Source organism: Bifidobacterium sp. LH_491 (assembly GCF_056356495.1).
Window position 1 is genome coordinate 1590072 of sequence record NZ_JBKEUI010000001.1, and the last position, 22807, is coordinate 1612878.

The window sequence follows — 22807 nt, forward strand, 5'->3', positions numbered from 1 at the left end:
CGGTACGGCTTTTTCGGCGGTACGGTGTGTGGCGAAATATTCTCACTGGTACGGTCTGCGTCGGCACAGCTTCTCACAAAACGGCCGCCTTGCCGGGTTTCGGCAAGGCGGCCGCCTCATATGCAGGACTGCAATCAGTCTTCCAATTGGCCCTGCGTCAGTACTTCATCAGTACTTCATGCCCATGGCGCTGCGCACCTCATCCAGCGTCTCTTCGGCAATGGCGTTCGCGCGACGGTTGCCTTCATGCAGAATGTCGCGGATAGTGTCCATATCCTTGGCCAGCTCGGCGCGACGCTCGCGATGCGGTGCCAGGAACGTGTTCACCGATTCGATGACGTAGGCTTTCAGCGCACCCGCGCCGGCGTCGCCGATTTCTTCGGCGATATCCTGCGGATTACGTCCGGTGGCCAACCCTGCGGTGGTCAGCAGCGCCGAAACCTGCGGGCGGTTCGTCGGATCGAACGTGATGCGGCGTTCGGAATCGGTAGGGCTCTTCTTAATCAACTTGGCTGTTTCCTCGGCCGTGGCTCCCAACATAATGGAGTTGCCGTAGGATTTGCTCATCTTACGGCCGTCCAGTCCGGGAATTTCCGGTGCTTCCGACAGAATCGCCGCCGGCTCCGGGAACACATGGTTTTTCTTGGCGTAACGCTCGTTGAATCGGCGGGCGATGGTGCGCGTAATCTCCACGTGCGGCAGATTGTCCTTGCCGATCGGCACGACATTCGCCTTGCAGAACAGGATGTCACAAGCCTGGTGCACTGGATAGGTGAGCAGCAAGCCAGTCAGAGCGTGTCCGCTGGATTCCATTTCCGACTTTACGGTGGGGTTGCGGTGGAGCTCAGCCTCGGTCACCAACGATAGGAACGGCAGCATCAGCTGGTTTGCCGCCGGCACTGCCGAATGGGTGAAGATCATGGTTTTCGTCGGGTCGATGCCGGCCGCCAAATAGTCGAGCACCAGGTTGAGCACGTTGTCTTCCATATGCTCGGTGGTGTCGCGGTCGGTGATGACCTGATAGTCGGCGATGATGATATTGGTGTTCACGCCGCGTTCCTGCATGGCGACACGCTCGCGGATGGAACCGAAGTAGTGGCCCAGATGCAAACGTCCGGTGGGTCGGTCGCCGGTAAGCATGGTGAATTTCTGCGGATTTTCGATAAGTTTCTCCAGCGTGGCATCGGAGCGTTTCTTCGCTGCCAGAAAACTGGCGCTCATCTCATTGCCGGCCGCGGTGAGTTGCTGTTCAGTGGCTTCTTCGGTCATGATATGCGTCCTTGTCGTGCCGTAAATAATGGTTTTTATCGTAAAAGTGTGAGCAGACAACGAAACATCACAGAATAAGTGGTACGCTCGTATGTTGATGGATTGATAGCACACCAGCATATACTCAGGGGGTCAGATGGGCCGCGGACGTCAGAAAGCCAAACAGCAGAAAATAGCCCGAAAGCTCAAGTACCTGACCACCGATACCGATTACGATGAGCTGGCCAAGGAATTAAGTTCCCAGGAGCCGGGGTCGGGTTCGGTTGATCCGTTTGCTGATTTGCCGGAATATGAAGATCCGGATTATCAGGATGAGGTCGGTGAGCAGGACGCTTCTTCGACTGATGACATGGACGATGATTTGGACGAGTACGCTAAGTGGGCTGCCGAAGCGGCGGCCAAGGCGACTAGCGGGGAGTTCCCCGCCGCCAAACAGGCTGTACCGCATAAGCCAATCCCCATGCCGATGCCGAGCGCATTGAAGTCGAAGAAGGATTGAGCGCATTGCGATTGGGCGGTCTCCCACCATGTGATGATGGGCGACCGCCCATTGTCATAAGTGAAGGCGCTGGCCATGCTTACGCGTGCAGCATGACGCGTGTCGGCAGTGCTGGGTGTGGTGTCTCCGTGTGGGTGACTATGCGATTAGGGGCAGCCATGCACTCAAATCGTCGCGCTCCCCTACCGCCGTAATGTGGCCTGCATCGTATTCCTCGTGCCAAGTGGTGATACCGGTGGCCAGGCGCAGCCATACGTCCGGCTCCAGTTCGATGACGTCGGGCGGCGTGAGGTTATGCGGGTCGGAGGCTGGCCCGTCGAGGATTTTGATGGCGCCCCATGGGGCGACGCGCACTTCGACGCCTTCGCCGGGTACGGTACGTTCCAGCAGGAACAGTGCGTAGCGTACCGCCATGGCCCAGGTGGGGCGCGGCAGATTCGGGTTGATGCTGAACTCGGGCTCGCCATTGGCTGCCAATTCGTGTGCCGCGGCGTTCCAGTCCAGGAACGCCTGACGCGCTTGGCTGATATCACGGTCTTTCAATACGGGCATACAGGTATTGTCTCGCCGTTGCGCGACCGGATCAGTATGTCGTGTTGTGTCGCGTACTGTCTCATAATATTCATCTCAGGATGCATACGTTTTGTTATACGTGTGCGACGAGGTCATAATACTGATGAAGTATTGGTGAACAAAGGTTGACTCTATGCCGGCAGTTGATGGTTCTTTGTCGGAAAATCGCGTATGATTAATACCAGAATGAAAACGTATGCAATGCGTTTTCTGGCGTATAGCCATGAGCCTTGCGCGCAGCCGCGCTTGAACGGGCATAATGAACTATAGGCCCATTATTGCGACCAAGGGAGCGAACTATGAATCCAACCACCGCGCCGAAATCATCGGTTACCACCGCGCAATTCGCTGACGAAATTCGCGAGCATCTGCAGTACACGCAGGGTGTGACGCCGCAGCAGGCCACCGCCGCCGATGTGTATGTGGCGGCCGCCACCGCCGTGCGCCGTCATCTCATGGATGCCTGGATGCGCACGCAGCAGGACATGGTGTCCGGCAACACCAAGGCCGTGGGCTATTTGAGCGCCGAATTTTTGATGGGCAAGCAGCTGAGCAATGCGTTGCTCAATGCCGGTCTGACCGAACAGTTCCGTGAGGCCGTCGCCGCATTGGGCTTCGATCCGCAGGCGATTATCGATGCGGAAACCGAGCCAGGTCTGGGCAACGGCGGTTTGGGCCGCCTCGCCGCCTGCTTCATCGATTCGCTGGCATCGCTGGGTGTGCCGGCTTTCGGGTACGGCATCCAGTATCGCTATGGTATCTTCAAGCAGGAGTTTGACGCCGACGGCAAGCAGGTGGAGCGTCCTGACTACTGGCTCACCGACGAGGAACCGTGGGGTCATGTTGACTATCAGCGTGCGCAGCGCGTGAACTTCGGCGGCAGCGTCGTGGAACGTGACGGCAAGCGTGTATGGCAGCCGGATTGGGCGGTGCGCGCCGTGCCGGTCGACTACATGGTGCCCGGGTATCAGTCCGGCCGTGTGAACACGCTGCGACTGTGGACGGCCCGCAGTTACGACGAGTTCGATTTGCTCACCTTCAACAAGTCGGAGTATCTCGATGCGGTCAAGCCGCAGGTCGAGGCAGAAACCATCACCAAGATTCTGTATCCGGAGGATTCCACGCCGCAAGGCAAGCGTTTGCGTCTGCAGCAGCAGTATTTCTTCGTGGCGGCATCGATTCATGATGCGATCCGCGTGTTCTATCCGGGGCAGGAACAGCCCGATTTGACGACATTCCCCAAGAAGATCTGCTTCCAGCTCAACGACACGCATCCGGTGATCGGCATCCCCGAACTCATGCGCGTGCTGATGGACGAGTATGGCTACGATTGGCAGACGGCTTGGGATATTACGACCAAGACGTTCAACTACACGTGCCACACGTTGCTGCCGGAAGCGTTGGAAGTGTGGCCGGCCGATCTGATCGCCGAACTGCTGCCCCGCCATTGGGAGATCATTCAGCAGATCGACAAGCATTTTGTCGCCGAGCTGCAATCCAAGACCGACGATGCGGAGAAGATTGAGCGCATGCGTATCGTGACGGATGGCGAGCATCCGCAGGTGCGCATGGCCTATTTGGCGGTGGCCGGCGGCTCCTATGTCAACGGTGTGGCCGAGCTGCATTCGCAGTTGCTCAAGGACGTGACCTTACGCGATTTCTCGGATCTGTATGGCGACAAGTTCACCAATGTGACCAATGGCGTGACGCCTCGTCGTTTCGTCAAGCTCGCCAACCCGCGCTTGAGTGATTTGATCACCGAAGGATTGGGTTCCGATGCCTGGCTGTCCGATTTGGAGCAGCTGCAAGGGTTGGTGCCGTTGGCTCAGGATGATGAGTTCGTGCGTAAGTTCGCCGAGGTCAAGCAGGCCAACAAGCGTGATTTCGTGGCGTTTGCCGAGCATAAGTATGGCGTGAGCATCAGTTCCGACACCATGGTCAACACCATGGTGAAGCGTCTGCACGAATACAAGCGTCAGAGTCTGAAGATTCTTGCGGTTATCGCCACGTACGCCGACATCAAGGCCGGCAAGGTGAATGTGGACGAGATGCTGCCGCGCACCGTCGTGTTCGGCGCGAAGGCCGCTCCGGGCTACTATCTGGCGAAGATGACGATTCAGCTTATCAACAATGTGGCTCGCGTGGTGAACAACGACCCGGATGTGCAGGGCAAGCTGGCTGTGCATTTCCTGCCGAACTACAACATCGAGATGGCCGAGCATCTGATTCCCGCCACCGATCTGGATGAGCAGATCTCCCAGGCCGGCAAGGAAGCGTCGGGCACCGGCAATATGAAGTTCGCCCTGAACGGAGCACTGACGGTCGGTACGTTGGACGGCGCGAATGTGGAGATTCGTGAGCGCGTGGGTGCGGATAACTTCTTCCTCTTCGGTATGACGGTGGAGGAAGTGGACGCCCTGTACGCCAATGGCTACGATGCCGCGTCGTATTACGAGGCCGATCCGCGCCTGAAGAGCGCCATCGATATGGTGGCCGGTGGCACGTTCTCGAACGGCGACCGCAATACGTACGCGCCGCTGGTCGCCGACTGGCTGACCAAGGATTGGTTCATGACCTTGGCGGACTTCACCGCGTACTGCGCGATTCAGTCCGATATCGAGGCGCTGTATCGTCAGCCGCTGGAATGGAACCGTCGTGCGTTGCTGAACGTGGCCAACTCGGGATACTTCAGCTCCGACCGGTCCATCGAGGATTATCTGGAGCGCATCTGGCACACCGGCCCGATGGCGTGAGTGCGCTGACGGCATAGGCCGGTATCACGCACGGTACCGGCGAAGTCGTGCGCAACGGGCGGTTATGCGGACAATGGCATAGCCGCCCGTTTGCTATGCGCATATGCATAAGGGTCGATGCCACAACGGCATCGACCCTCGTCATACGTAGTGTGATTGACTGCCCAAGCAGTCTGGATAATCAGTCTTCGTCGGCCTCTTCGTCTTCGTCGTCCGACTCTTCGTCATCCTTGGCGAAACCCAGGTCAACAGGTGACGAACTGTTCTCCCAAGGCTCCTCCCACGGATCATAATCCGGGTTGTGCTGCTTGTACACATACAGACCGATGACACCGGCGAGCAATGCGCCGAAGAGCAGGGCGAAGAACTTCCAACCGTTAGAAGATTTGTGCTCCATGACGGCTCCTTATCTCGATTAGTCGAAGTGTATTGGCCTGACCATTCAGGCCAATGCCTATGACACCATCATAGTGCTTTGATTGTAACGATTGAGTGGAAAGTAGGGCGGTTGGTACAGTGGCGGTATGGCTTATGGACATTTTTCTCTGTTCCCGAACACTCCTTCGTGGAAGTCGATGTTGTCTTCTCGCGCAATACGCTACTACTGGCGTGACGGCGGACCGGTGATCACCGCTGGCATCGTGGTGGTTTGTGTGGCGCTGTGGCTGGTGGAATTGCTGCTTGCGCTGCTTGTTCCCTCTGCGCTGAATATTGTGGTGGCGTATGGGGCGTTTAGTCCGATGTTTGTGGTGTCGCATCCGTGGACGTTGATTACCTCCATGTTCCTGCATCAGCCCACGTCCATCCTGCATATTTTGTTCAATATGCTCACGCTATGGGCGTTGGGTCCGATGCTCGAGCGCATGATGGGCCATTGGCCGTTCCTGGCGTTGTATCTGATTTCCGGACTTGGTGGCGACGCAGGCATGATGGTGTGGGCGGTGGTGAGCCCGCAGGGCGCGGGCTGGTTTGGTTCGGCATATGGCGCTTCCGGTGCCTTGTTCGGCTTGTTTGCTGCCGAACTCGTGGTGTCTCGCCGGGTGGGCATGGATATGCGTCCGATGCTAGTTTGGCTGGTGATTAACTGCTTGATGCCGGTCGTGATGCCGAACATCGCATGGCAGGCGCATGTGGGCGGTTTCGTTGTGGGCGCTGCATTTACGGGACTGTTGGTGTCGGGAGTGCATGCGTTGCGTGGCAAGAGTTTGGCCTATCGTTCTGTGGTGTATGGCGTGACTGTGGTGGTCGTGTTGGCGGTGGTTATGACGGTGTGCTGGATGAATAATCCCTTGAGGGACTTGGCCTTGTTGGGGCTGTAATCTGCATCGGATAGTGCCGGTTCGTGAAGAATCACACCCATGTAGTTTTCCACAAATGTGGAAAGCCGTGTGGATAAGTCGGGGATAGTATGCGGATAAGTGGCCGATAACTTGCTAAGTTATCCACAGAGTTATCCACAAATGTTGATATTTCAACGGTGTGTTGCTGTGGAGAATGTGGAGGATAAATTATCCACAATTGTGGGGGGACTTATCCTCCATCGTGGATAACTCATGCAACACGGATACTTTTCTTCACAAAACGTCAACTATTACATTGCTGGAGCATACCTTTTACAATGACAACCATGAGCATCAATGCCGCAACGTGGGATTTCATTCGCGTACATCGCGCCGAGCCGGCGCATGACGTTGCGCTCCACGCCAAAACATCCGACAACGTGGATATGCGCCAAGCATTGGACTGCATTGCCGGATGGCAGATCGCACGCGCCAAAATTCCCGATTGGGCTCAGCGTGACACCATCATGTACCCGCCGCATCTGTCGATGGAACAATGTTCCTCGCAACACACCGCCCTACACAAGGCGGCGCTGGCGGGAACAATCCTGACGCTCATTGACAGTGACGAACCACGCCGGTTGGTAGACCTTACCGGCGGTTTCGGCGTGGACTGCTTCTTCATGGCGCCGAACTTCGACGATGTCGTTTATGTGGAGCGCAACGAAACATTATGCGAGATAGCCGAACATAACGTCACCGTGTTGCGCTTGCCACAGGTTACGGTAGTGCACGGCGAAGCCGAAGACTATCTGGACTCCATGCAACAGGCCAGCCTCATCGCCATCGACCCGGCACGGCGCGACGCCAACGGCAGCCGTACCTACGCCATCGCCGACTGCACGCCGGATGTGCTGGCGTTGAAGGAGCAGCTGTTTGCCCATGCGCCGCACGTACTGGTCAAACTCTCGCCCATGCTTGATTGGCGAGCCACGGTGGAGGAATTCCACGGAGCCGTGCGCGAAGTCCACATCGTGGCGGTAGGCAACGAATGCAAGGAATTGTTGCTGTGGCTGGATCGGCAATATCCCGGATTGCAACGTGTGGTGTGCATCAACGACGATAATCAGGTCGCATACACGCCTCAGGAGGCCCAACAAGCGACGCTTGGTGCGGCAACACGGGCATATCCCACGCTGGAGGAGATCGCCGCAAGCCAATACTGCTACGAATGGAATGTGTCGTTGATGAAAGCAGGCTGTTTTCCACTGCTGGCAAGCCGATACGGCGTGCGCGACATCGCGGCCAATAGCCATATCAGCATTGCAGATACGCTTATTGCGAACGCTCCAGCTCGTATATTTGCGATACGCGCTGTGGCTCGCCTAGGTAAAAAAGAGATCAAACGAGCTCTGAATGGTATTGTGCAAGCAAACGTATCCGTGCGGAATTTCCCGCTAAGCGCGGCTCAGTTGCGAGCCAAACTCCGGGTCAAAGACGGCGGCAACACCATGATTATCGGCACGACTTTGCACGATGGCAGCCATGTCATCATAGTCACTGAACGCATCGATGCGGCGTCAGTGCCAACAGCGGCCTGACGTCTCTGGTGGGTTGATCAAGAAGCATGTGGGTGACGACCTGCAGTGGTGGTCTGGCGGTCGGTTGATGGCACCAGTTGATTGGCGTCGAATACGCCGACGGGCCGGCGCCAAGGCCGACCCGTCAGGAACCACATCGCAGTGCGATGCACCATCTCATGCGCGGGAATGTTTAATGCCACGCCATCGTCATCAGGAAGCCAATCAGCAGGAACGCCACGGCAATGGCCAGATTCCAGGCACCAATACCCGGAATCGGGTAATTGCCGGTAATGTAGTACACCACAGCCCAAATCAAGCCAATAACCATGAGGATGCAGAACAGCGGCACCAGCCAGCGCGGGTTGGACTTGGTGTCCTTGATGGTCTCCTCCACGCGCTTGGTGTTCTCCGCCTGACGCTGCATCATGCGGCGCATCTGCGGGGTAAGCGCGGACTTATCGGCGGTGGCGTTGAGGATATCGTTGATACGATCCATCGGCAGATTCAGATCGTCCTCGTCGTCCTCGGTATCTTCATCTTCGGTGGCCGTATCGGTGGTATCTTCGGCGGCGACTTCGGCATCGCCGTCAGCTTCGAACTTGGTATCGACTTCGTTCTCGGTTTCGGCGGTTTCGTCGGTATCCTGCGACTCGGCGTCGGCCACATAGGCGGTTGTCTCGGTGTTTCCCGAAGCAGCGGTTTCCTCGGCGTCTACCTCGGTGTTTTCCTCGGCAACCTGCGTTTCCGCGGCGGAATCAGTCGTCACTTCGCCCGCAATATCGGTCGTCGTGTCCATATTTTCAGTGGCTTCCACCGTGGTCTGGGCCACGGCATCGTCGCCTTGCGCGTTGGTTTCGTGCAGTTCTTGGTCAGCCATCAGCAAGTCTCCATTTCCATAGGCTAAAAGTCATAATAGTGGCTACACTCGAATACTGGCGGTCATTACCGAAAAACGTGGAGGAACCATGTCGCGACATACGGGCAAACACGGCGCACGACGCTCATGGCTGGGTAGCGTCAGCGTGCTCGTAGTGTTGGCGTTAAGCGGTTTTCTCCTAGCCACCAATCTGCGCGTCAACCGCACCGCCGTCGTCACCTCCGACACCGCCGATTTGGTGGAACAACGTGTCGCGCACGTGAATCGGCTGCGCAAAGACGTATCTGAATTAAGTTCACAAATCAACACGTTTGGTGAAATCGCCGCTGGAACATCCTCGAATACCAACGACCAAGTGGACAACGCCGGAAGTGGTACGCTGCTGCCCGCTATCGAAGGGCCGGGCATCACCATCACCTTGGATGATTCGCCGTTGTGGGAAAACATGGTCGATAGTTCTGGATCCTCCGCGAATATCAACGATTACGTGGTGCATCAGCAAGACATCGAAGCCGTAGTTAACGCATTGTGGGCAGGTGGGGCGGAAGCCATGATGATTCAAGACCAGCGTGTGCTATCCAATTCGGCAATGATATGTGCCGGCAACGTACTGCTGTTGCAAGGAAAAAAATATTCGCCACCGTATACCATCTCCGCCATCGGCCCTATAGACAGCATGCAGAAAGCCCTGAACGACTCCGAATCGGTGCGCATTTACCGACAATACGTGAGCGCATTCGGCCTTGGATGGGATATCGACACGAAAGACAATATACGTTTCCCCGAAACGCCAGCGCTGCTGCAACCGTTGCGGTATGCGACCGTCAAGAAAGGTGACAGTGAACAATGAGCCAATCCAATGAGCGCGATGAGCTCACTGACAACACGACCGGATATGTACTTTCCGACTTTGCGGAAGAGCCGGACGAGTTGGACGGTGGCTATGAAACGCGAGCCATGCGTCGCCAGCGCATGCACAACAGCAACAAACGCAGCGCGTTGTGGACGGTACTGGGACTAGTGGCGGAGCTACTGTTCACCTGCGCCGCCATCTGCGCCCTGTACGTCGTCTGGCAGATGTGGTGGACCGGCGTGCAGGCCGAGCATGTGCAGCAGCAGACGCGACAATCTGTGCAGTGGAGCGACCCTGGTAAGCAAGAGACAGTGAACATCGCGCAGGCCCAGGCCGGCGACCCGCCTGTACAACCGGAAACCGCGAGTACCGACGAACTTATCGCGCAAATTTACGTGCCGCGATTCGGCGACCAGTGGGTACGCAATATCGTGCAAGGCGCGGAATTGCAGCAAATCAACGAACATGGTTTGGGGCATTATCCCGAAACGCAGATGCCGGGTGAGTTGGGTAACTTCGCCATCGCCGGACACCGGAACGGCTACGGCCAGCCCCTGGCGAATGTGGACAAGCTACAGCCAGGCGACTCCATCATCATCCGCACTAAGGATTACTGGTATGTGTACGAGTACACCAGTTACAAGATCGTGCTGCCCAGCCAAGGTGAGGTGCTTGACCCTAATCCTGAGAATCCCGGCGCTACGCCCACCAAGCGCATGATTACGTTGACGACCTGCGAGCCGAAGTATACGACGGCGACACATCGTTGGATTAGCTTCGGTGAACTGAAATACTGGGCAAAGGTTTCGGATGGCGTGCCTGAGGAACTGGCCACCAAGGACACCTCCGGCAAGGTGAAGTTTGTCAACAACGAGACGACGTCCATTGTGAGTAGGCTGGACTCCTTGGTTCCCGTGATCTTGTGGGCACTGCTGGCATACGTGGTGATTTTCCTGGCAGCTGCGGTGGCGTGGCGTTGGCCGGTGCTGCGTCAGATTCGTTCTGGTGAGCGCAAGCGTCCGGAAATCAGTGTGTACGGATGGCTGATGCGCCATCAACCGGGTGTCATGGTGATTCGCCTCGTGCTGATGCTGATTTTGCTGTTGGTGATTGCGGCTGCCTTGTTCGAGTGGGGTTTCCCATGGGCGGCGTCGCATATTCCGATGCTGCAGGCTATGTCCAACTATGTGACGGTGTGATGTTCGTAGGCACGCTGCCGTTCATACGGTGACAGGGGGCGCGGTTCACAAGAGCCGCGCCTTTTTGTATGTGTGTATGCAGGTGTACGTCCTATCGTGTGTATCGTGGGCGAATGATTCGTCTGGCGGTGTCGGGGAGCGTGGCGCCGGTTCGTGCCTGGTTATGTGCTGCGAGGTGAATGCCGTTGTGACAATGCCTCTGTGAGCATGTGGTGCTGACCAGTCACGCCGCAATGCAGCACTGGGGGCTCGCATATACCAAAAAGAGGGCTGGCATCATACCAGCCCTCCTAATACACGTAGTATTGTTACGGATTGGTGGTGGAACCGCTGCCGCCACCCGTGGAGCCACCCGAATTATCCGATCCACCGCTGCCGCCACCCGTGGAGCCGCCAGTGGAGCCGCCGGTCGACCCGCCGTTCGAGCCACTTCCGGTGCTTGGAACTTGGGTGGTAATCGTAATGGTCGATCCCTTATCGATGGTCTGACCGGCCGAGGAGACTTCAACAACTGTGGCGTTACTGCTGGAGCTACCGGAGATCTGTACCACGAAGCCCAATGCTTCGAGCTGCTGCTGTGCGGAAGCCAGCGTAGCGCCCTTCAAATTGCTCGGCACAGTAACCTGTTCCTTGCCGCTGGAGATGTAGATGGTAATCGAACCACGCTGCTCAATCGGCGTGCCGGAACCGGGATCAACGCGCGTCACCGAATCCTTGGCAACGGTATCGGAGGTTTCCGTCAGCACTGTGGTATTGAACTTACGATCCTGCAATAGCTTGAGCACGGCGTCCTTGGGCTGGCCGACAAGATTGTCCGGCACGGTGGTCATACCTGTGGAAACGTACAGCAAGATGGTCGAACCCTTGGAAGAATACGCGCCGGAAGCCGGATCGGTGTGCGTGACATGATCCTTCTCCACATCATCGCTATTTTCCGACTGCACGTTGGTGGACACGTCGAACCCGGCCTTCTCCAACAGTTTGCGGGCTTCCTCCTGCGTCTTGCCCTTGACGTCCGGCACGCGAATCGACTGCGGGCCGGTGGAGAACCAAATCGACACCTTGGAACCCTGTTCCGCTTTGCTGCCACCCTTGGGGCTCTGCTTGGTGAACGTACCCTCCGGCTCGCCGGAGCTGGTGTCCTGGCGAACCACAGGCACCAAACCGGCCTTTTCGATAACGCTTTCCGCCTGGGCCTGCGTCATCGAACTGGTGATGGTCGGCACCACCACCGTATCGTTGTTAGGACTTGGCTTCAGCATCAGCCACAGGCCGATAACGAACGCCAACACCACCAGTGAGCCGATAATCGAGCCAATGATAATCTGCTTGCGACGTTTTTCTTTGGCGGCTTCCGCGCGCTGCTCGGCACGGGTCTTCAACGCCGTGTCGCCTTGACCGGGAACAACCTGGTCAAACTGTCCGGTCAGTGGATTAAACGCCTGCGTAGCCGCCGCTTGCGTGGGATTCATGGCCACGGTGGCGGCATCCTGCTCCGCTTGACGACGTGCCTTCATATTCGTCAAATCGGTCAGCGGATTGAACGCGGCGGCAACCGGCACGCCTCCGTTCATAAACGTCAACAAGTCGTTCTTGAACTCGGCGGCCGTAGCATAACGATTCTGGCGATCCTTGGCCATAGCCTTGGCGCAAATCGAGTCCCACATCGGTGGCAAGCCGGGCACCACCGTGCTCGGCGGAGTCGCCACCTCGGAGACATGCTGGTAGGCGATGGCTACCGCTGAATCGCCGGTGAACGGCGGTCGGCCGGTCAGCATCTCATACAGCACGCAACCGGCGGAATACAAGTCGGAGCGCATATCTACGGTTTCGCCGCGAGCCTGTTCAGGAGATAAATACTGCGCCGTGCCGACCACACCCTGCGACTGGGTCATGGTGGCGGCGGAATCATCGAGCGCACGCGCAATGCCGAAATCCATGACCTTGACGACACCCTGCTCGCTAATCATGATGTTGCCGGGCTTGATGTCACGGTGAATCACGCCCATGCGATGCGAATATTCCAGTGCATTGAGCACACCCAGCATCACCTGTTCGGCGTCACGCTGGCTCAGCGCACCATTGGCACGCAGAATATCGCGCAGTGTCTGTCCCTTGACATATTCCATAACGAGATACGGCAGCCGTTCGACCTGGCCGTTCTCGCCGACAACTTCCTCTTCGCCCGAATCATAGATATTGACGATATTCGGGTTGTTCATTTGTGCAACGGAGTGGGCCTCACGGCGGAACCGCGACAGGAAAATCTCGTCGTTCGCCAATTCCGCACGCATGATTTTCACCGCCACCATGCGACCCAGACGGGCATCGGTGGCGACATGGACCTCCGCCATGCCGCCGCGTCCGATGAGTTGCCCCAATTGGTATCGGCCATTAGCCAAAGAATTCGGCATCGTGGTACTCATTGTTGCTCCTTTTCCCTGTGATCAAGCTCAGCGGCGTCGAAAATCTCGACGGAATAATCGCCGTTCAGATTGGCGTGATGAGTCTTGTGTACCGCGGGTGCGGTATGTGCCATGGTGTTGGCGGCGTGCAGCATGTGGAACCCGGCATGGGGTGCGCTCATCACGCGGCGAGGAATACGATGTCCCGGCGTGACGGTGGTCACTTCCGACAAAGCGGTCTGCTGATCGAGCAGACGCCGTTCGATGCGCGCCAGCGTGCGAGATACCACTAAAGCATCCGCCGGGCGGTCAAGCGGGTCCTTGGCCAACATCGACATGACGAATTCGCGCAATTGCACGTCAACCGAATCCGGCAACGGTGGTACGGGATTATTGACGTGCGCGGCGGCGATATCCACCGGAGTGGCCCCTGTAAAGGGGCGATGCCCGCACAATCCCTCATAGGCGACCACGCCCAGCGAATAGATATCGGACTGTGGGGAGGCCTGCTGGCCTTGTGCCTGTTCGGGAGAAATATATTGCGCTGTGCCTACCACCATGCCGTCTTGCGTGATTTGCTCCTGGTTGGTGGAGTAGGAAACGCCGAAATCGGTGATTTTCACCTCGCCGGTAGAGGACACCATAATGTTCGCGGGCTTGACGTCACGATGAATCACACCATGCGAGTGTGCAACAAACAATCCGCGTGCGGTTTGAATGAGAATCGGCAGGAGTTCGATGGGATCAACCGTTCCCTTGGCGCGGTAGACATCGGCCAATGAATCACTGGGCACATATTCCATAATAAGGAAGCCGATGCCGTCATGCTCGTAGTATTCAAACAGTGCCGCAATATTCGGATGCGCCAAATTCGCCGAGTTGTGCGCCTCAGTGCGTAGGCGGCGTAATTTGGCCTCTACATTGCTGACATCGCCGCGGAGGGCCTTGATGGCAACGGGACGACCAAGTTGTATGTCGTAGCCTTTCCACACCTCGCCCATGCCACCTTGCGCGAGTCGGCTATCCAACCGATATCGTCGGTGGATGAGCTGTCCTTCGATGAGTCTCATTGGCGCAGGGCCTCCTCCAACAAAGCTTTCATAATCGGCCCGGCCACCGCCGCGCCATACGTATTTACATTGTGCACCACGACCGAGATAGCGATCTTTGGGTTATCGGCGGGAGCGAAGCCTATCACCCAAGCATCGTTAGCTTCGTTACTTGCTCCGATTTGTGCGGTGCCTGTTTTTGCGGCTACGCTGACGCCGGAAATCTGCAGATTCGTGGCATCTTTGGTGACCACTGCCTGCATCATCTGCGTAAGCTTGTCCGCCGTATCCTTGCTGAATGCTTCGGACATGAGCGTGGGCTGTGTCTGCGCCACCTCGGTGAGGTCGCTGCTGCGCACACGATCGACTAGCGTGGGGTACATCAATCGTCCACCGTTGGCGATGGCGGAGGCCACCATTGCATTTTGCAGCGGAGTGGACAGTGTATCACCTTGACCGATGGAGGCCAAGGCCAGTTTGTCTGCGCTTTGTCCGGTGGGGAATTGTGAAGCGACAGCGCGCATAGCGGAACTGCCCGTGCCGTCAATGGTAATGGGGGCGTCGTATCCGAGCTTCTTGGCCTGTTCGCTGATGGCCTCGTCGCCAAGAGTGACGCCAAGTTGGGCGAAAGCCGTATTCGACGAGTATGCGATGGCGTTTTCCAACGAAATCTGATTGTCGGTGCCGTCACCGGCCGGTTCGGCGTTGGTCAGATTAGTTGACGTACCCGGCAGCGTGTAGGAAGCGCCGGCAGGAATCATGGTGTCCGGCTGGTAATTGCCAGATTCGCAAGCGGCGGCAGCCACCACCATCTTGAATGTTGAGCCGGGTGGAAACAGCTGTGACGTGGCGCGGTCCAACATAGGATTGGACGCGTCATTTACCAAGGATTGATAGGCTTCGTTCGCTTTGGCGGTGTCATGCGTGGCAAGTTGGCTGGGATCGTAGCTTGGCGTGCTCACCATTGCTAGAATACGGCCCGTGCTGGGTTCCATGGCCACAACCGAACCCTCATTGTTGCCCAAGAGACTGTATGCCAGTTGTTGCAGTTTGGGATTGATGGATGTTTCGATAGAAGCGCCTTTGGTGGTTGAGCCAGTAAGCAGCGACTTCATACGCTGCCAGAACAGTGCGTCGGATTCGCCGCTGAGCAGTGCGTTGCTGGAGGCTTCCAGCCCGCGATCGGCTTTCTGCACCACAGAAAAATAGCCGGTTATCGGCGCATACACAGCACCGTCATGGTAGGTGCGTTGGTAGCCGAATGCATCATTGGTGGGTGTGGATTCAGCGATGATGCTGCCATCAGATGCGAGGATCGCCCCGCGTGCCGATCCCAGTTCGTGATACAAGGCGCGGGTATTACGCGAATCATTATTCAATTCATTGGCGCGAATAGCGGTGAATACTGTGCTCGACAGTCCCAAAATAACAAACAGCACTACTACGGCGGTAAAAAGCTGGCGTAAATATCGATTCATTGCGCACCTCCCGATAAGGGGGCGTTTTGTGTGCCGACATCATGAGTGTCGGTGTTGCCGGCATCGGCCTGATGCTCGGCGTCGAAGCTGCCGGTAGAAGGATCGTTGCCGTCGATGGAGTCGTGTGTGACGTCGGCTTCGGTAGCGCGCGCATCGGCTGAACTCGAAGCAGTACGAGCAGCGGCATCCTGCCGGTGCAGTAGCTCGCGCTCGCGTAACGCAGCTAGGGCCTCATGCTGGAACGTGGCGGATTGGGTTTCGGGCTCGGGTTTATTGGCTGCATTGGAAATCACCAACAGCAGTGCCGCCAGCAGATAATTGGCGATAAGTGACGAACCACCTGCCGCCATATAGGGCATGGTCAAACCGGTGAGTGGAATTACGAGCGTAATGCCACCCACCACGGTAAACACTTGGAACGCCATCGTGAACACCAAGCCGGAAGCCAGCAATTTGCCGAATCCATCCTTGATTTTCATCGCGGTAATCAACCCGGAAGCAATGATGATTACGTAGCACAACAACACGGCCATCAAGCCGACCAACCCCAGCTCCTCGCCTACCGAAGCGTAAATGAAATCGGAGTTTGCCAAAGGTGTCAACGCCGGATGTCCCTGGCCCAAACCTGTACCCAACATGCCGCCCGAAGCCATACCGAACAAGCCCTTGACCAGCTGTTCGGAACCGCCGGGATACCGGTTATAAATAGCGTTATCAAAAGGATGCAGCCACACATCCACGCGGTACCATACATGGGAGAATACCTTCGCCGCGACCACACATCCGGCGGCGAACGCGATGCCGCCGATGGCCAGCCAACTGCCGCGCCCAGTGGACACATAGAGCATCGAAATGAACATGGCGAAGAACATCAACGATGTGCCCAAATCATGCTGAAGTACCAGTACTCCCATCGAAGCCACCCAGACGATGATAATGGGGCCAAGGTCTTGGATTCGGGGAAGTTGCAAGCCAAGGAACTTTTTACCACCTACCGCCAGCTGGTCGCGGTGATCGAACAAATAAGCAGCGAAGAAGAACGCGAGAAACAGCTTGGCGAATTCACCCGGCTGCAATGTGCCCAAACCGGCGATGCCAATCCAAATGCGTGCGCCGCCGATTTCGCGGCCTAAACCAGGAATCATGGGTGAGAGCAGCAGGGCCAAACCGACCACCATGCTCACATAGGAGAACCGTCGCAGCACGCGATAATCGCGCAATGCCACAATCAGTGCACCGGAAAGTACCAATGCCAAGGCCAACCACAATAACTGACGCAATCCTACGGCCGTGCCGTTTTCCTGATCGATGCGGGCAATCAGCACCGTGCCGATGGTGGTAAGCACGATCAAGCATGGCACAATCACTTGGCTGGCATATGGCTGGAAGCGCAAAGTCAGCGCCCACACCGCGAAGAACAATACCGCATCGATGCCGAGCATGATGGCATATTGCGAAGGGAAACCGCCCGTGGTACGGGCAAACATTTGGAAGAACGCCAAGGCGCTTAGCAACATGGCGAACACCATCATGGAGGCTTGTCGAACGCGAGTGGCGATCATGCGTCACCGCCCGAAGGTTGCGTGGCCGCGGCATCGGCAGCAACGGTGTCGTTGGCAGCGCTGTTATTGGTATTGCCTGTAGTATCAGAGGTATTGCCTTCGGCATCTGCGCCGGTGTCACTGGGGTTGTTCGTGGTATTGGCGGCATCGCCAGCTGCTCCGATACGTTGGTCTGCCGACTGATCGCCACCATCCTGTGTGTTTTGCTTCAGCTGGTGCATTTCCTTGGTGATCAGTGCTACGTGCTGCACCGCTTCATCATAGCTGTGCACGGTAATGCCTTCGCGCAGCTGGTCGCGCCATGATTGCGGCAACTGCGCCACCTTCAGCGAGGTGGCGTGAACCGGTCGTGACAGTTGCAAGCCAAACACGTCCGTGGGCACCCCTTGATAAATGGCCACGGTATTGCCGTCAATGCCCACATAATATTGTTCCTGGCTCCAACGGTACGCGCCCCAGCCAGCGACCGCGCCCGCCAGCAACGCCACCACCGTGCAACAGACGATGACTACGCGAAGCCATCGACGCTTGGTGCGTGAGGCCTTGCGGCGCTCCATATGCTCATGGCGAATTGCCTTGGCCACGTCAGGATCGTTGGGGTCGGCGCTCAGACGCCCATCCGGCTTAGTGACCACAGGAATTTCTCCGGTATCCATATTGATGCGGTCGCCGGTTTCCTCGCGCACTACTGAAGGCTGCGCCACGCGCTGCGGTTCGTCATCGCCATCGGCAAGATTGCCGCGATCGGCCGCCGATTCCTCATCATGAGTCTCATGTACATCTTGCGCCAAGGCGGCGGCGCGCTGTGCCGGGGAGCTTTTCCCGGCGGACAATGCCGGTGCCGCGGCCACTGGTTCGTTAACGATATCGGCGATGGGCTCAAGGCTGGCACTGGCGGCTCCACCTACCAGCGGAGTTTGATGCGGCAGATCAAAGGCATCGATATCCAAGGCGAGTGTCGCGTCCGCAATTACCGCGGTGACATTATCGGTGCTGCCGGCGTTGAGCGACATCGCTACCAGCCGTTGGGCGCATTCCTGCTGGTCGGTCAGCATCGACATCGTGTGTTCGATGGTGGAATCCTCCAGCACGCCGCATAAGCCGTCGGAGCACAGTAGCCAGCGATCTGCTGGGCGTGCCGCGCAAATCGCAATGTCAGGTTGTGGGTCAATGTCAAAGTCGCCCAGCACGCGCATAACCACATTGCGTTGAGGGTGGTTACGAGCTTCCGACTCGGTGATACGGCCGGTGTTGATCAGATGCTGCACATAGCTGTGGTCCTGTGTCATGCGCGTCAGGCGACCATCGCGCAGCAAGTAGGCACGAGAGTCACCGATATGCGCCACCACCCAGTATCCGCCTACCAGGGCGACGGCGGTAACGGTCGTACCCATACCCGCAAGCCGACGTTCGCGTTTTGCCTTGCCGACGATGGCATCGTGCGCGGCCATAACCGAGGTTTCCATCATGGATGCCACAGTTTGCACGTCACCGTTATGATCGTCGTGTTCGATATGCGCCAGCGAACGGATGGCGATGGTCGATGCGGTGTCGCCGCCCGCGTGGCCGCCCATGCCATCGCAAATCGCGGCAAGATGTTCGCCCGCAAAGGAAGAGTCCTGATTGTTGCTCCGCACCGTGCCAACATCAGACACGGTGGTGGAATATAAAAATAGCGGTTGCGTTGTGGTGGTATCCATAGGCGTCACCTCAATTCAAAGGTGGTGGCGCCAATACGCACCGGTACCTTTGCCGGCAATACGGTGGGAGCAGTGATGCGCTGTTGGTTAACCACAGTTCCGTTGGTGCTTCCTAGGTCTTCGATCGCCCACTGCATCGTGGACGGGTCGGCGTAGACGCGGGCATGATGGGAGGACACGAATTCGTCGTCCAAAACTACGGTATTCATGGCGGCGCGGCCCAACGTGATGGGATTGGTGCCAAGAGGCACAGATGTGCCGGCCAAAGGACCGTCGATGACTACGAGCAGGCTTGGGGCGTCAACATGCTGTCGGGGTGCCGAAGGCATGACGGTGGGTGCGGGTGCGGGTTTACGCGCCCGCCGTTCCTGTTTGCGGTGAGCGCGGGACTTGCGGGGACTGAAGGTCTCAATGTCCTTGCGCAACGAACGCACCGCCAGCCATACGAATACCCACAGCAGGATGAGGAACCCGTACTTGAGTATTGCGAAAGTCAGCTCGGTAAAATGCATGGCAGTGAATGGCTCCGACGATTATTCCTGATCTTGCGACGAAGCCCAGTACAGGATGCGCGTGCGGCCGATGGTGATGGTGTTGCCGTCAAGCAGCGTTGCCGCCGGAACTTGATGGCCTTCCACATACGTGCCATTTGTCGAGCCGAGATCGCGGGCGATAACGCCATTGTCGGCAATGTCGATTTCCAAATGGTTGCGCGAAATGCCGGGATCGTCGATGACGATATCACAGCCGGAACCGCGGCCAATAACCGTCTTGTCTTTGGTCAGCAGATACTGGCTGCCATTGATTTCCAACATGGGGCAGTCTTGGTTTTGGTTGTCCGTCGTGACCGGCACGGCATTGCCTTGCACGGATTCGGAGCTGAGGTTGAAACTACCCTTGGCGAGATTCAAGTCTTCTTCAAAAATGACGACTACCGGGCCGACAAAGGCATAGTGCTGGCTTTTGGCGTACTGGGTGAGGTTATCTGCCAGTTCGTTCGCCAAGGCTTCCGAGCCCCACTGCTCAATACGGTCAAAGTCTGCGGTGCTTAGCTTGAAACGATATTCGTTCGGCGCCACCGTGCGATCGCGCCCGACCGGCATGGCTTCGGCATCAATCTCGCGTTCCAAGGCGCTGGAAAGATCCACCGGCTGCAGATCTTTGGAGCCGAATTTGGCAAATACGCCGTTGACGGCACCTTCCACGCTCTTCTCAAAACGGTCAAGAACGCTCATCGTGACCCCTTTCTATCCTCCACTATCCTACGCGTGGGGGTGGTTCTGGCCTAGATATGTCGAAAATACTTGCAAAAACTTCCAAAGAGTGGACAGTGCTACGGATGCGGACGACTCCATGAAGCATGTCGACGAGGATGGTAGCGTGTCATGTATGGATACAACGACTGTCGCTCAGGCTATTGCCGATTTTCCCCGTACCAACGCCCGCACACTGCGTTTTTCCGGTGGCGCACCGCGTTCCGCCCGAGTTATCGCTGATGGCTCAACCGCGTTATTCTTGCGTTCCGCCGGCGCGGACGACACGGTGACATCGCTGTGGCGCAGCATGTGGCGCGACGGTGTGCGCACGGAAACGCTTATTGCCGATCCCCGAACGTTGCTGGCCGACATGGACCCTGATGATGTGCCGGAGGAAGAGAAAGCGCGCCGCGAGCGTGCTCGTGAGAGTGCGCAAGGCATTGTCAGCTATAGTGTGGATGCGCAGGGCAAGCGCGTGGTCTTCGCGTTGAACGGGCGTCTGTTCGTTAGCGTGTTAGGGGGACATGATGGGGCCGGCGCTCAGACGCGGGAGCTGGCCCGCAGCAACCCCCAGGCGGCGGCACTGAATCCGCGCATCAGCCCCGATGGTATGTTGGTGGCCTATTCCACCGGTTCCGAGGTGCATGTGCTTGCCATCGGTGACGACGTGCAGCAGGACGAGGATTGGCCCGTCATCGGCATCGACGAGGAAGAATGCTCCTACCCGGATCAGTCCGTTGGCTTGGCGGAGTTCGCCGCTGGTGAGGAAATGGACCGTTACGACGGTTTCTGGTGGTCGCCCGATTCGCGCGCGCTGCTGGTGCAGTCCACCGATGAGGAGCGCGAACCGTTGTGGTACATCAGCGATCCGGCCGATCCCACCAAGCCGGCTGCGGGGCGCCGTTACGCACAAGCACTCACGCGCAATGCGCTGGTGTCGTTGGCGTATGTGGACTTTACGGTGGAGCCGCAGAGCGTGCCGGGACAGCCGCGTGTGCAAACATGCAATGTCGCCGATATTGATTGGGATCACGAGACCTACGAATATTTGGCGGCGGTGTCCTGGAGCAAAGGCCATGACCCGCTGATTCTCGTGCAGAATCGCACGCAAACCCGCGATCAAGTGCTGCGCGTGATGCTGTCGCAAACCGGTTTCCAGGCTGGAGTGGACAGCGAAGGCGTTATCGGCGAGCCGGTGGCCACGGTAGCCGTGCAGGAACACGCCAACGAGCAGTGGCTTGATCTGGTGAGTGGCACTCCGGCTTACACGCCTTCCGGGCGCGTGGTGTGTGCGCTCAACGATATGGAGGCGGACGCCAACAGGCTCACCGTGGATGGCGTGGCCTTCACCGACCCTGCATGGCAGATTCATGACGTGCTTGATATCACCGACACGGATGTGCTGGCTATCGCTTCGAGCGATCCACGCAGCATGGACGTGGTGCGTTTCCCCTTGGACGGCGGTGAAGCGAGCGTGCTGAACCCTGAACCGGGATTGTGGGCGGCCAGTCGTGGTGGGCAAGGCATTACCCTCACCGGCCGAACCATGACCCGGGCGCGCTCCGTTATGCTGCACCTCTCCCCAGATGAAACGCAAGCGTTTGCGGTGCAGGGCATTCAGCCAGCAGTCACTGAAGCCAACACGGTGGTCAATTACGGTGCCGATCCCGGTTTCGAGCCGAACACGCAATTCGTTACCATCCCCGGCGAACACCAGTTGCTCGCCGCCATCACCCGTCCGTCGGCAGGCAGCCCGTACGCCAACGCCGACAAGCTGCCCGTACTACTCAAGCCATACGGCGGTCCCGGCGCGCAGGAAGTGATGTTTGCGCAAGCCTATCACCGCGAGTCGCAATGGTGGGCCGACCAAGGTTTCATCGTCGTAACCGCCGATGGGCGTGGCACTCCCGGACGTGGCCCCCGTTGGGATCGCGCCATCCACCTGTGCATGAAAGAGGTGACCCTCGCCGACCAAGTGGAAGCCGTGCGCGGATTGGCTGAAGTCGCTCCCGATGCCGACACCAGTCGTGTCGCCATGATCGGTTGGTCGTATGGCGGTTTTCTCTCGGCGCTCGCCGTGCTGAAGGCCCCCGATGTGGTGCACGCTGCTTGTGCTGGTGCTCCCCCGACGGACTGGACATTGTACGATACCCACTACACCGAGCGCTATTTGGGGCTGGACCCCGAGACGTACCGTCGTAACAGCATTATCGAGGATGCGCCGAAGCTGCGCCGCCCGCTTATGCTGATTCACGGATTCGCCGACGACAATGTCACTATCGCGCATTCGCTGCGATTGAGTCAGGCGCTGATGGCTGCCGGACGCGCTCATACGTTCCTGCCGCTAACTGGCATTACTCACATGACCAACGACGAGACGGTTGCCGAAAACCTGCTGATCTTACAGCGCGACTTCCTGTATGACGCGCTACAGATGGAACAAGCGCAGCGCAGGTAGGTCGCCCTTGGCG

General features: G+C 57.7%; 18 protein-coding genes. 7 read left to right on the forward strand and 11 right to left on the reverse strand.

Annotated features, from left to right (window positions below; genetic code table 11):
- Positions 1-168: 168 nt before the first annotated feature.
- A complete protein-coding gene (gene trpS / locus AC1AWK_RS06165) occupies positions 169-1269 on the reverse strand; it encodes a tryptophan--tRNA ligase (protein ID WP_476569017.1) in 1101 nt (366 codons plus the stop codon).
- 136 nt (positions 1270-1405) lie between these two features.
- Here trpS and AC1AWK_RS06170 point away from each other — a divergent pair, with 136 nt between their 5' ends.
- The gene (locus tag AC1AWK_RS06170; RefSeq protein WP_476569019.1) at positions 1406-1768 is read left to right on the forward strand and encodes a DUF3073 domain-containing protein; all 363 of its coding nucleotides are present in this window, start codon (positions 1406-1408) and stop codon (positions 1766-1768) included.
- Between the two features lie 138 nt (positions 1769-1906).
- On the opposite strand, the gene AC1AWK_RS06175 is transcribed toward AC1AWK_RS06170, so the two are convergent.
- Positions 1907-2320, reverse strand: a complete 414-nt coding sequence (locus AC1AWK_RS06175) for a sterol carrier family protein (protein ID WP_476569021.1) — start codon at positions 2318-2320, stop codon at positions 1907-1909.
- Between the two features lie 320 nt (positions 2321-2640).
- On the opposite strand from AC1AWK_RS06175, the gene AC1AWK_RS06180 reads away from it, so the two are divergent.
- Positions 2641-5094 (forward strand): glycogen/starch/alpha-glucan phosphorylase, encoded by a 2454-nt coding sequence (locus tag AC1AWK_RS06180; protein ID WP_476569023.1) that lies wholly within the window; start codon positions 2641-2643, stop codon positions 5092-5094.
- 181 nt (positions 5095-5275) lie between these two features.
- On the opposite strand, the gene AC1AWK_RS06185 is transcribed toward AC1AWK_RS06180, so the two are convergent.
- The gene (locus AC1AWK_RS06185) at positions 5276-5491 is read right to left on the reverse strand and encodes a hypothetical protein (protein WP_476569024.1); all 216 of its coding nucleotides are present in this window, start codon (positions 5489-5491) and stop codon (positions 5276-5278) included.
- Positions 5492-5618: 127 nt separating this feature from the next.
- Here AC1AWK_RS06185 and AC1AWK_RS06190 point away from each other — a divergent pair, with 127 nt between their 5' ends.
- Positions 5619-6413 carry a rhomboid family intramembrane serine protease gene (locus tag AC1AWK_RS06190; RefSeq protein ID WP_476569026.1) on the forward strand — a complete coding sequence of 265 codons (795 nt, stop codon included), beginning with the start codon at positions 5619-5621 and terminating at the stop codon, positions 6411-6413.
- A 308-nt stretch (positions 6414-6721) separates the two neighbouring features.
- A complete protein-coding gene (locus tag AC1AWK_RS06195) occupies positions 6722-7975 on the forward strand; it encodes a THUMP-like domain-containing protein (RefSeq protein WP_476569028.1) in 1254 nt (417 codons plus the stop codon).
- Positions 7976-8147: 172 nt separating this feature from the next.
- Here the strand turns inward: AC1AWK_RS06195 and crgA are convergent, their stop codons facing one another.
- Positions 8148-8621 (reverse strand): cell division protein CrgA, encoded by a 474-nt coding sequence (crgA, locus tag AC1AWK_RS06200; protein ID WP_476569668.1) that lies wholly within the window; start codon positions 8619-8621, stop codon positions 8148-8150.
- 301 nt (positions 8622-8922) lie between these two features.
- Between crgA and AC1AWK_RS06205 the strand changes: the two genes are divergently transcribed.
- Both AC1AWK_RS06205 and AC1AWK_RS06210 read left to right on the forward strand, forming a co-directional pair.
- Complete coding sequence (locus AC1AWK_RS06205; protein ID WP_476569029.1) at positions 8923-9684, forward strand: DUF881 domain-containing protein; 762 nt, start codon at positions 8923-8925, stop codon at positions 9682-9684.
- A gap of 107 nt (positions 9685-9791) precedes the next feature.
- The gene (locus tag AC1AWK_RS06210; protein WP_476569670.1) at positions 9792-10886 is read left to right on the forward strand and encodes a class E sortase; all 1095 of its coding nucleotides are present in this window, start codon (positions 9792-9794) and stop codon (positions 10884-10886) included.
- Positions 10887-11194: 308 nt separating this feature from the next.
- Here the strand turns inward: AC1AWK_RS06210 and pknB are convergent, their stop codons facing one another.
- The 7 genes from pknB to AC1AWK_RS06245 are packed head-to-tail and all read right to left on the reverse strand — an operon-like array spanning position 11195 to position 20315.
- Positions 11195-13312 (reverse strand): Stk1 family PASTA domain-containing Ser/Thr kinase, encoded by a 2118-nt coding sequence (gene pknB, locus AC1AWK_RS06215; RefSeq protein WP_476569031.1) that lies wholly within the window; start codon positions 13310-13312, stop codon positions 11195-11197.
- Entirely contained in the window at positions 13309-14361 is a 1053-nt protein-coding gene (locus AC1AWK_RS06220) for a serine/threonine-protein kinase (RefSeq protein WP_476569032.1), read from the reverse strand. Before AC1AWK_RS06220 ends, pknB begins: the two co-directional genes overlap by 4 nt.
- Complete coding sequence (locus AC1AWK_RS06225) at positions 14358-15818, reverse strand: peptidoglycan D,D-transpeptidase FtsI family protein (protein ID WP_476569034.1); 1461 nt, start codon at positions 15816-15818, stop codon at positions 14358-14360. Before AC1AWK_RS06225 ends, AC1AWK_RS06220 begins: the two co-directional genes overlap by 4 nt.
- Complete coding sequence (locus tag AC1AWK_RS06230) at positions 15815-17380, reverse strand: FtsW/RodA/SpoVE family cell cycle protein (protein ID WP_476569036.1); 1566 nt, start codon at positions 17378-17380, stop codon at positions 15815-15817. The genes AC1AWK_RS06225 and AC1AWK_RS06230 overlap by 4 nt, the downstream gene beginning before the upstream one ends.
- Complete coding sequence (locus AC1AWK_RS06235; protein WP_476569038.1) at positions 17377-19080, reverse strand: PP2C family protein-serine/threonine phosphatase; 1704 nt, start codon at positions 19078-19080, stop codon at positions 17377-17379. The genes AC1AWK_RS06230 and AC1AWK_RS06235 overlap by 4 nt, the downstream gene beginning before the upstream one ends.
- 5 nt (positions 19081-19085) lie before the next feature.
- Positions 19086-19592, reverse strand: a complete 507-nt coding sequence (locus tag AC1AWK_RS06240) for an FHA domain-containing protein FhaB/FipA (RefSeq protein WP_476569040.1) — start codon at positions 19590-19592, stop codon at positions 19086-19088.
- Positions 19593-19613: 21 nt separating this feature from the next.
- Positions 19614-20315 (reverse strand): FhaA domain-containing protein, encoded by a 702-nt coding sequence (locus AC1AWK_RS06245; RefSeq protein WP_476569042.1) that lies wholly within the window; start codon positions 20313-20315, stop codon positions 19614-19616.
- Positions 20316-20469: 154 nt separating this feature from the next.
- On the opposite strand from AC1AWK_RS06245, the gene AC1AWK_RS06250 reads away from it, so the two are divergent.
- A complete protein-coding gene (locus AC1AWK_RS06250) occupies positions 20470-22794 on the forward strand; it encodes a S9 family peptidase (RefSeq protein ID WP_476569044.1) in 2325 nt (774 codons plus the stop codon).
- Positions 22795-22807: the final 13 nt, after the last annotated feature.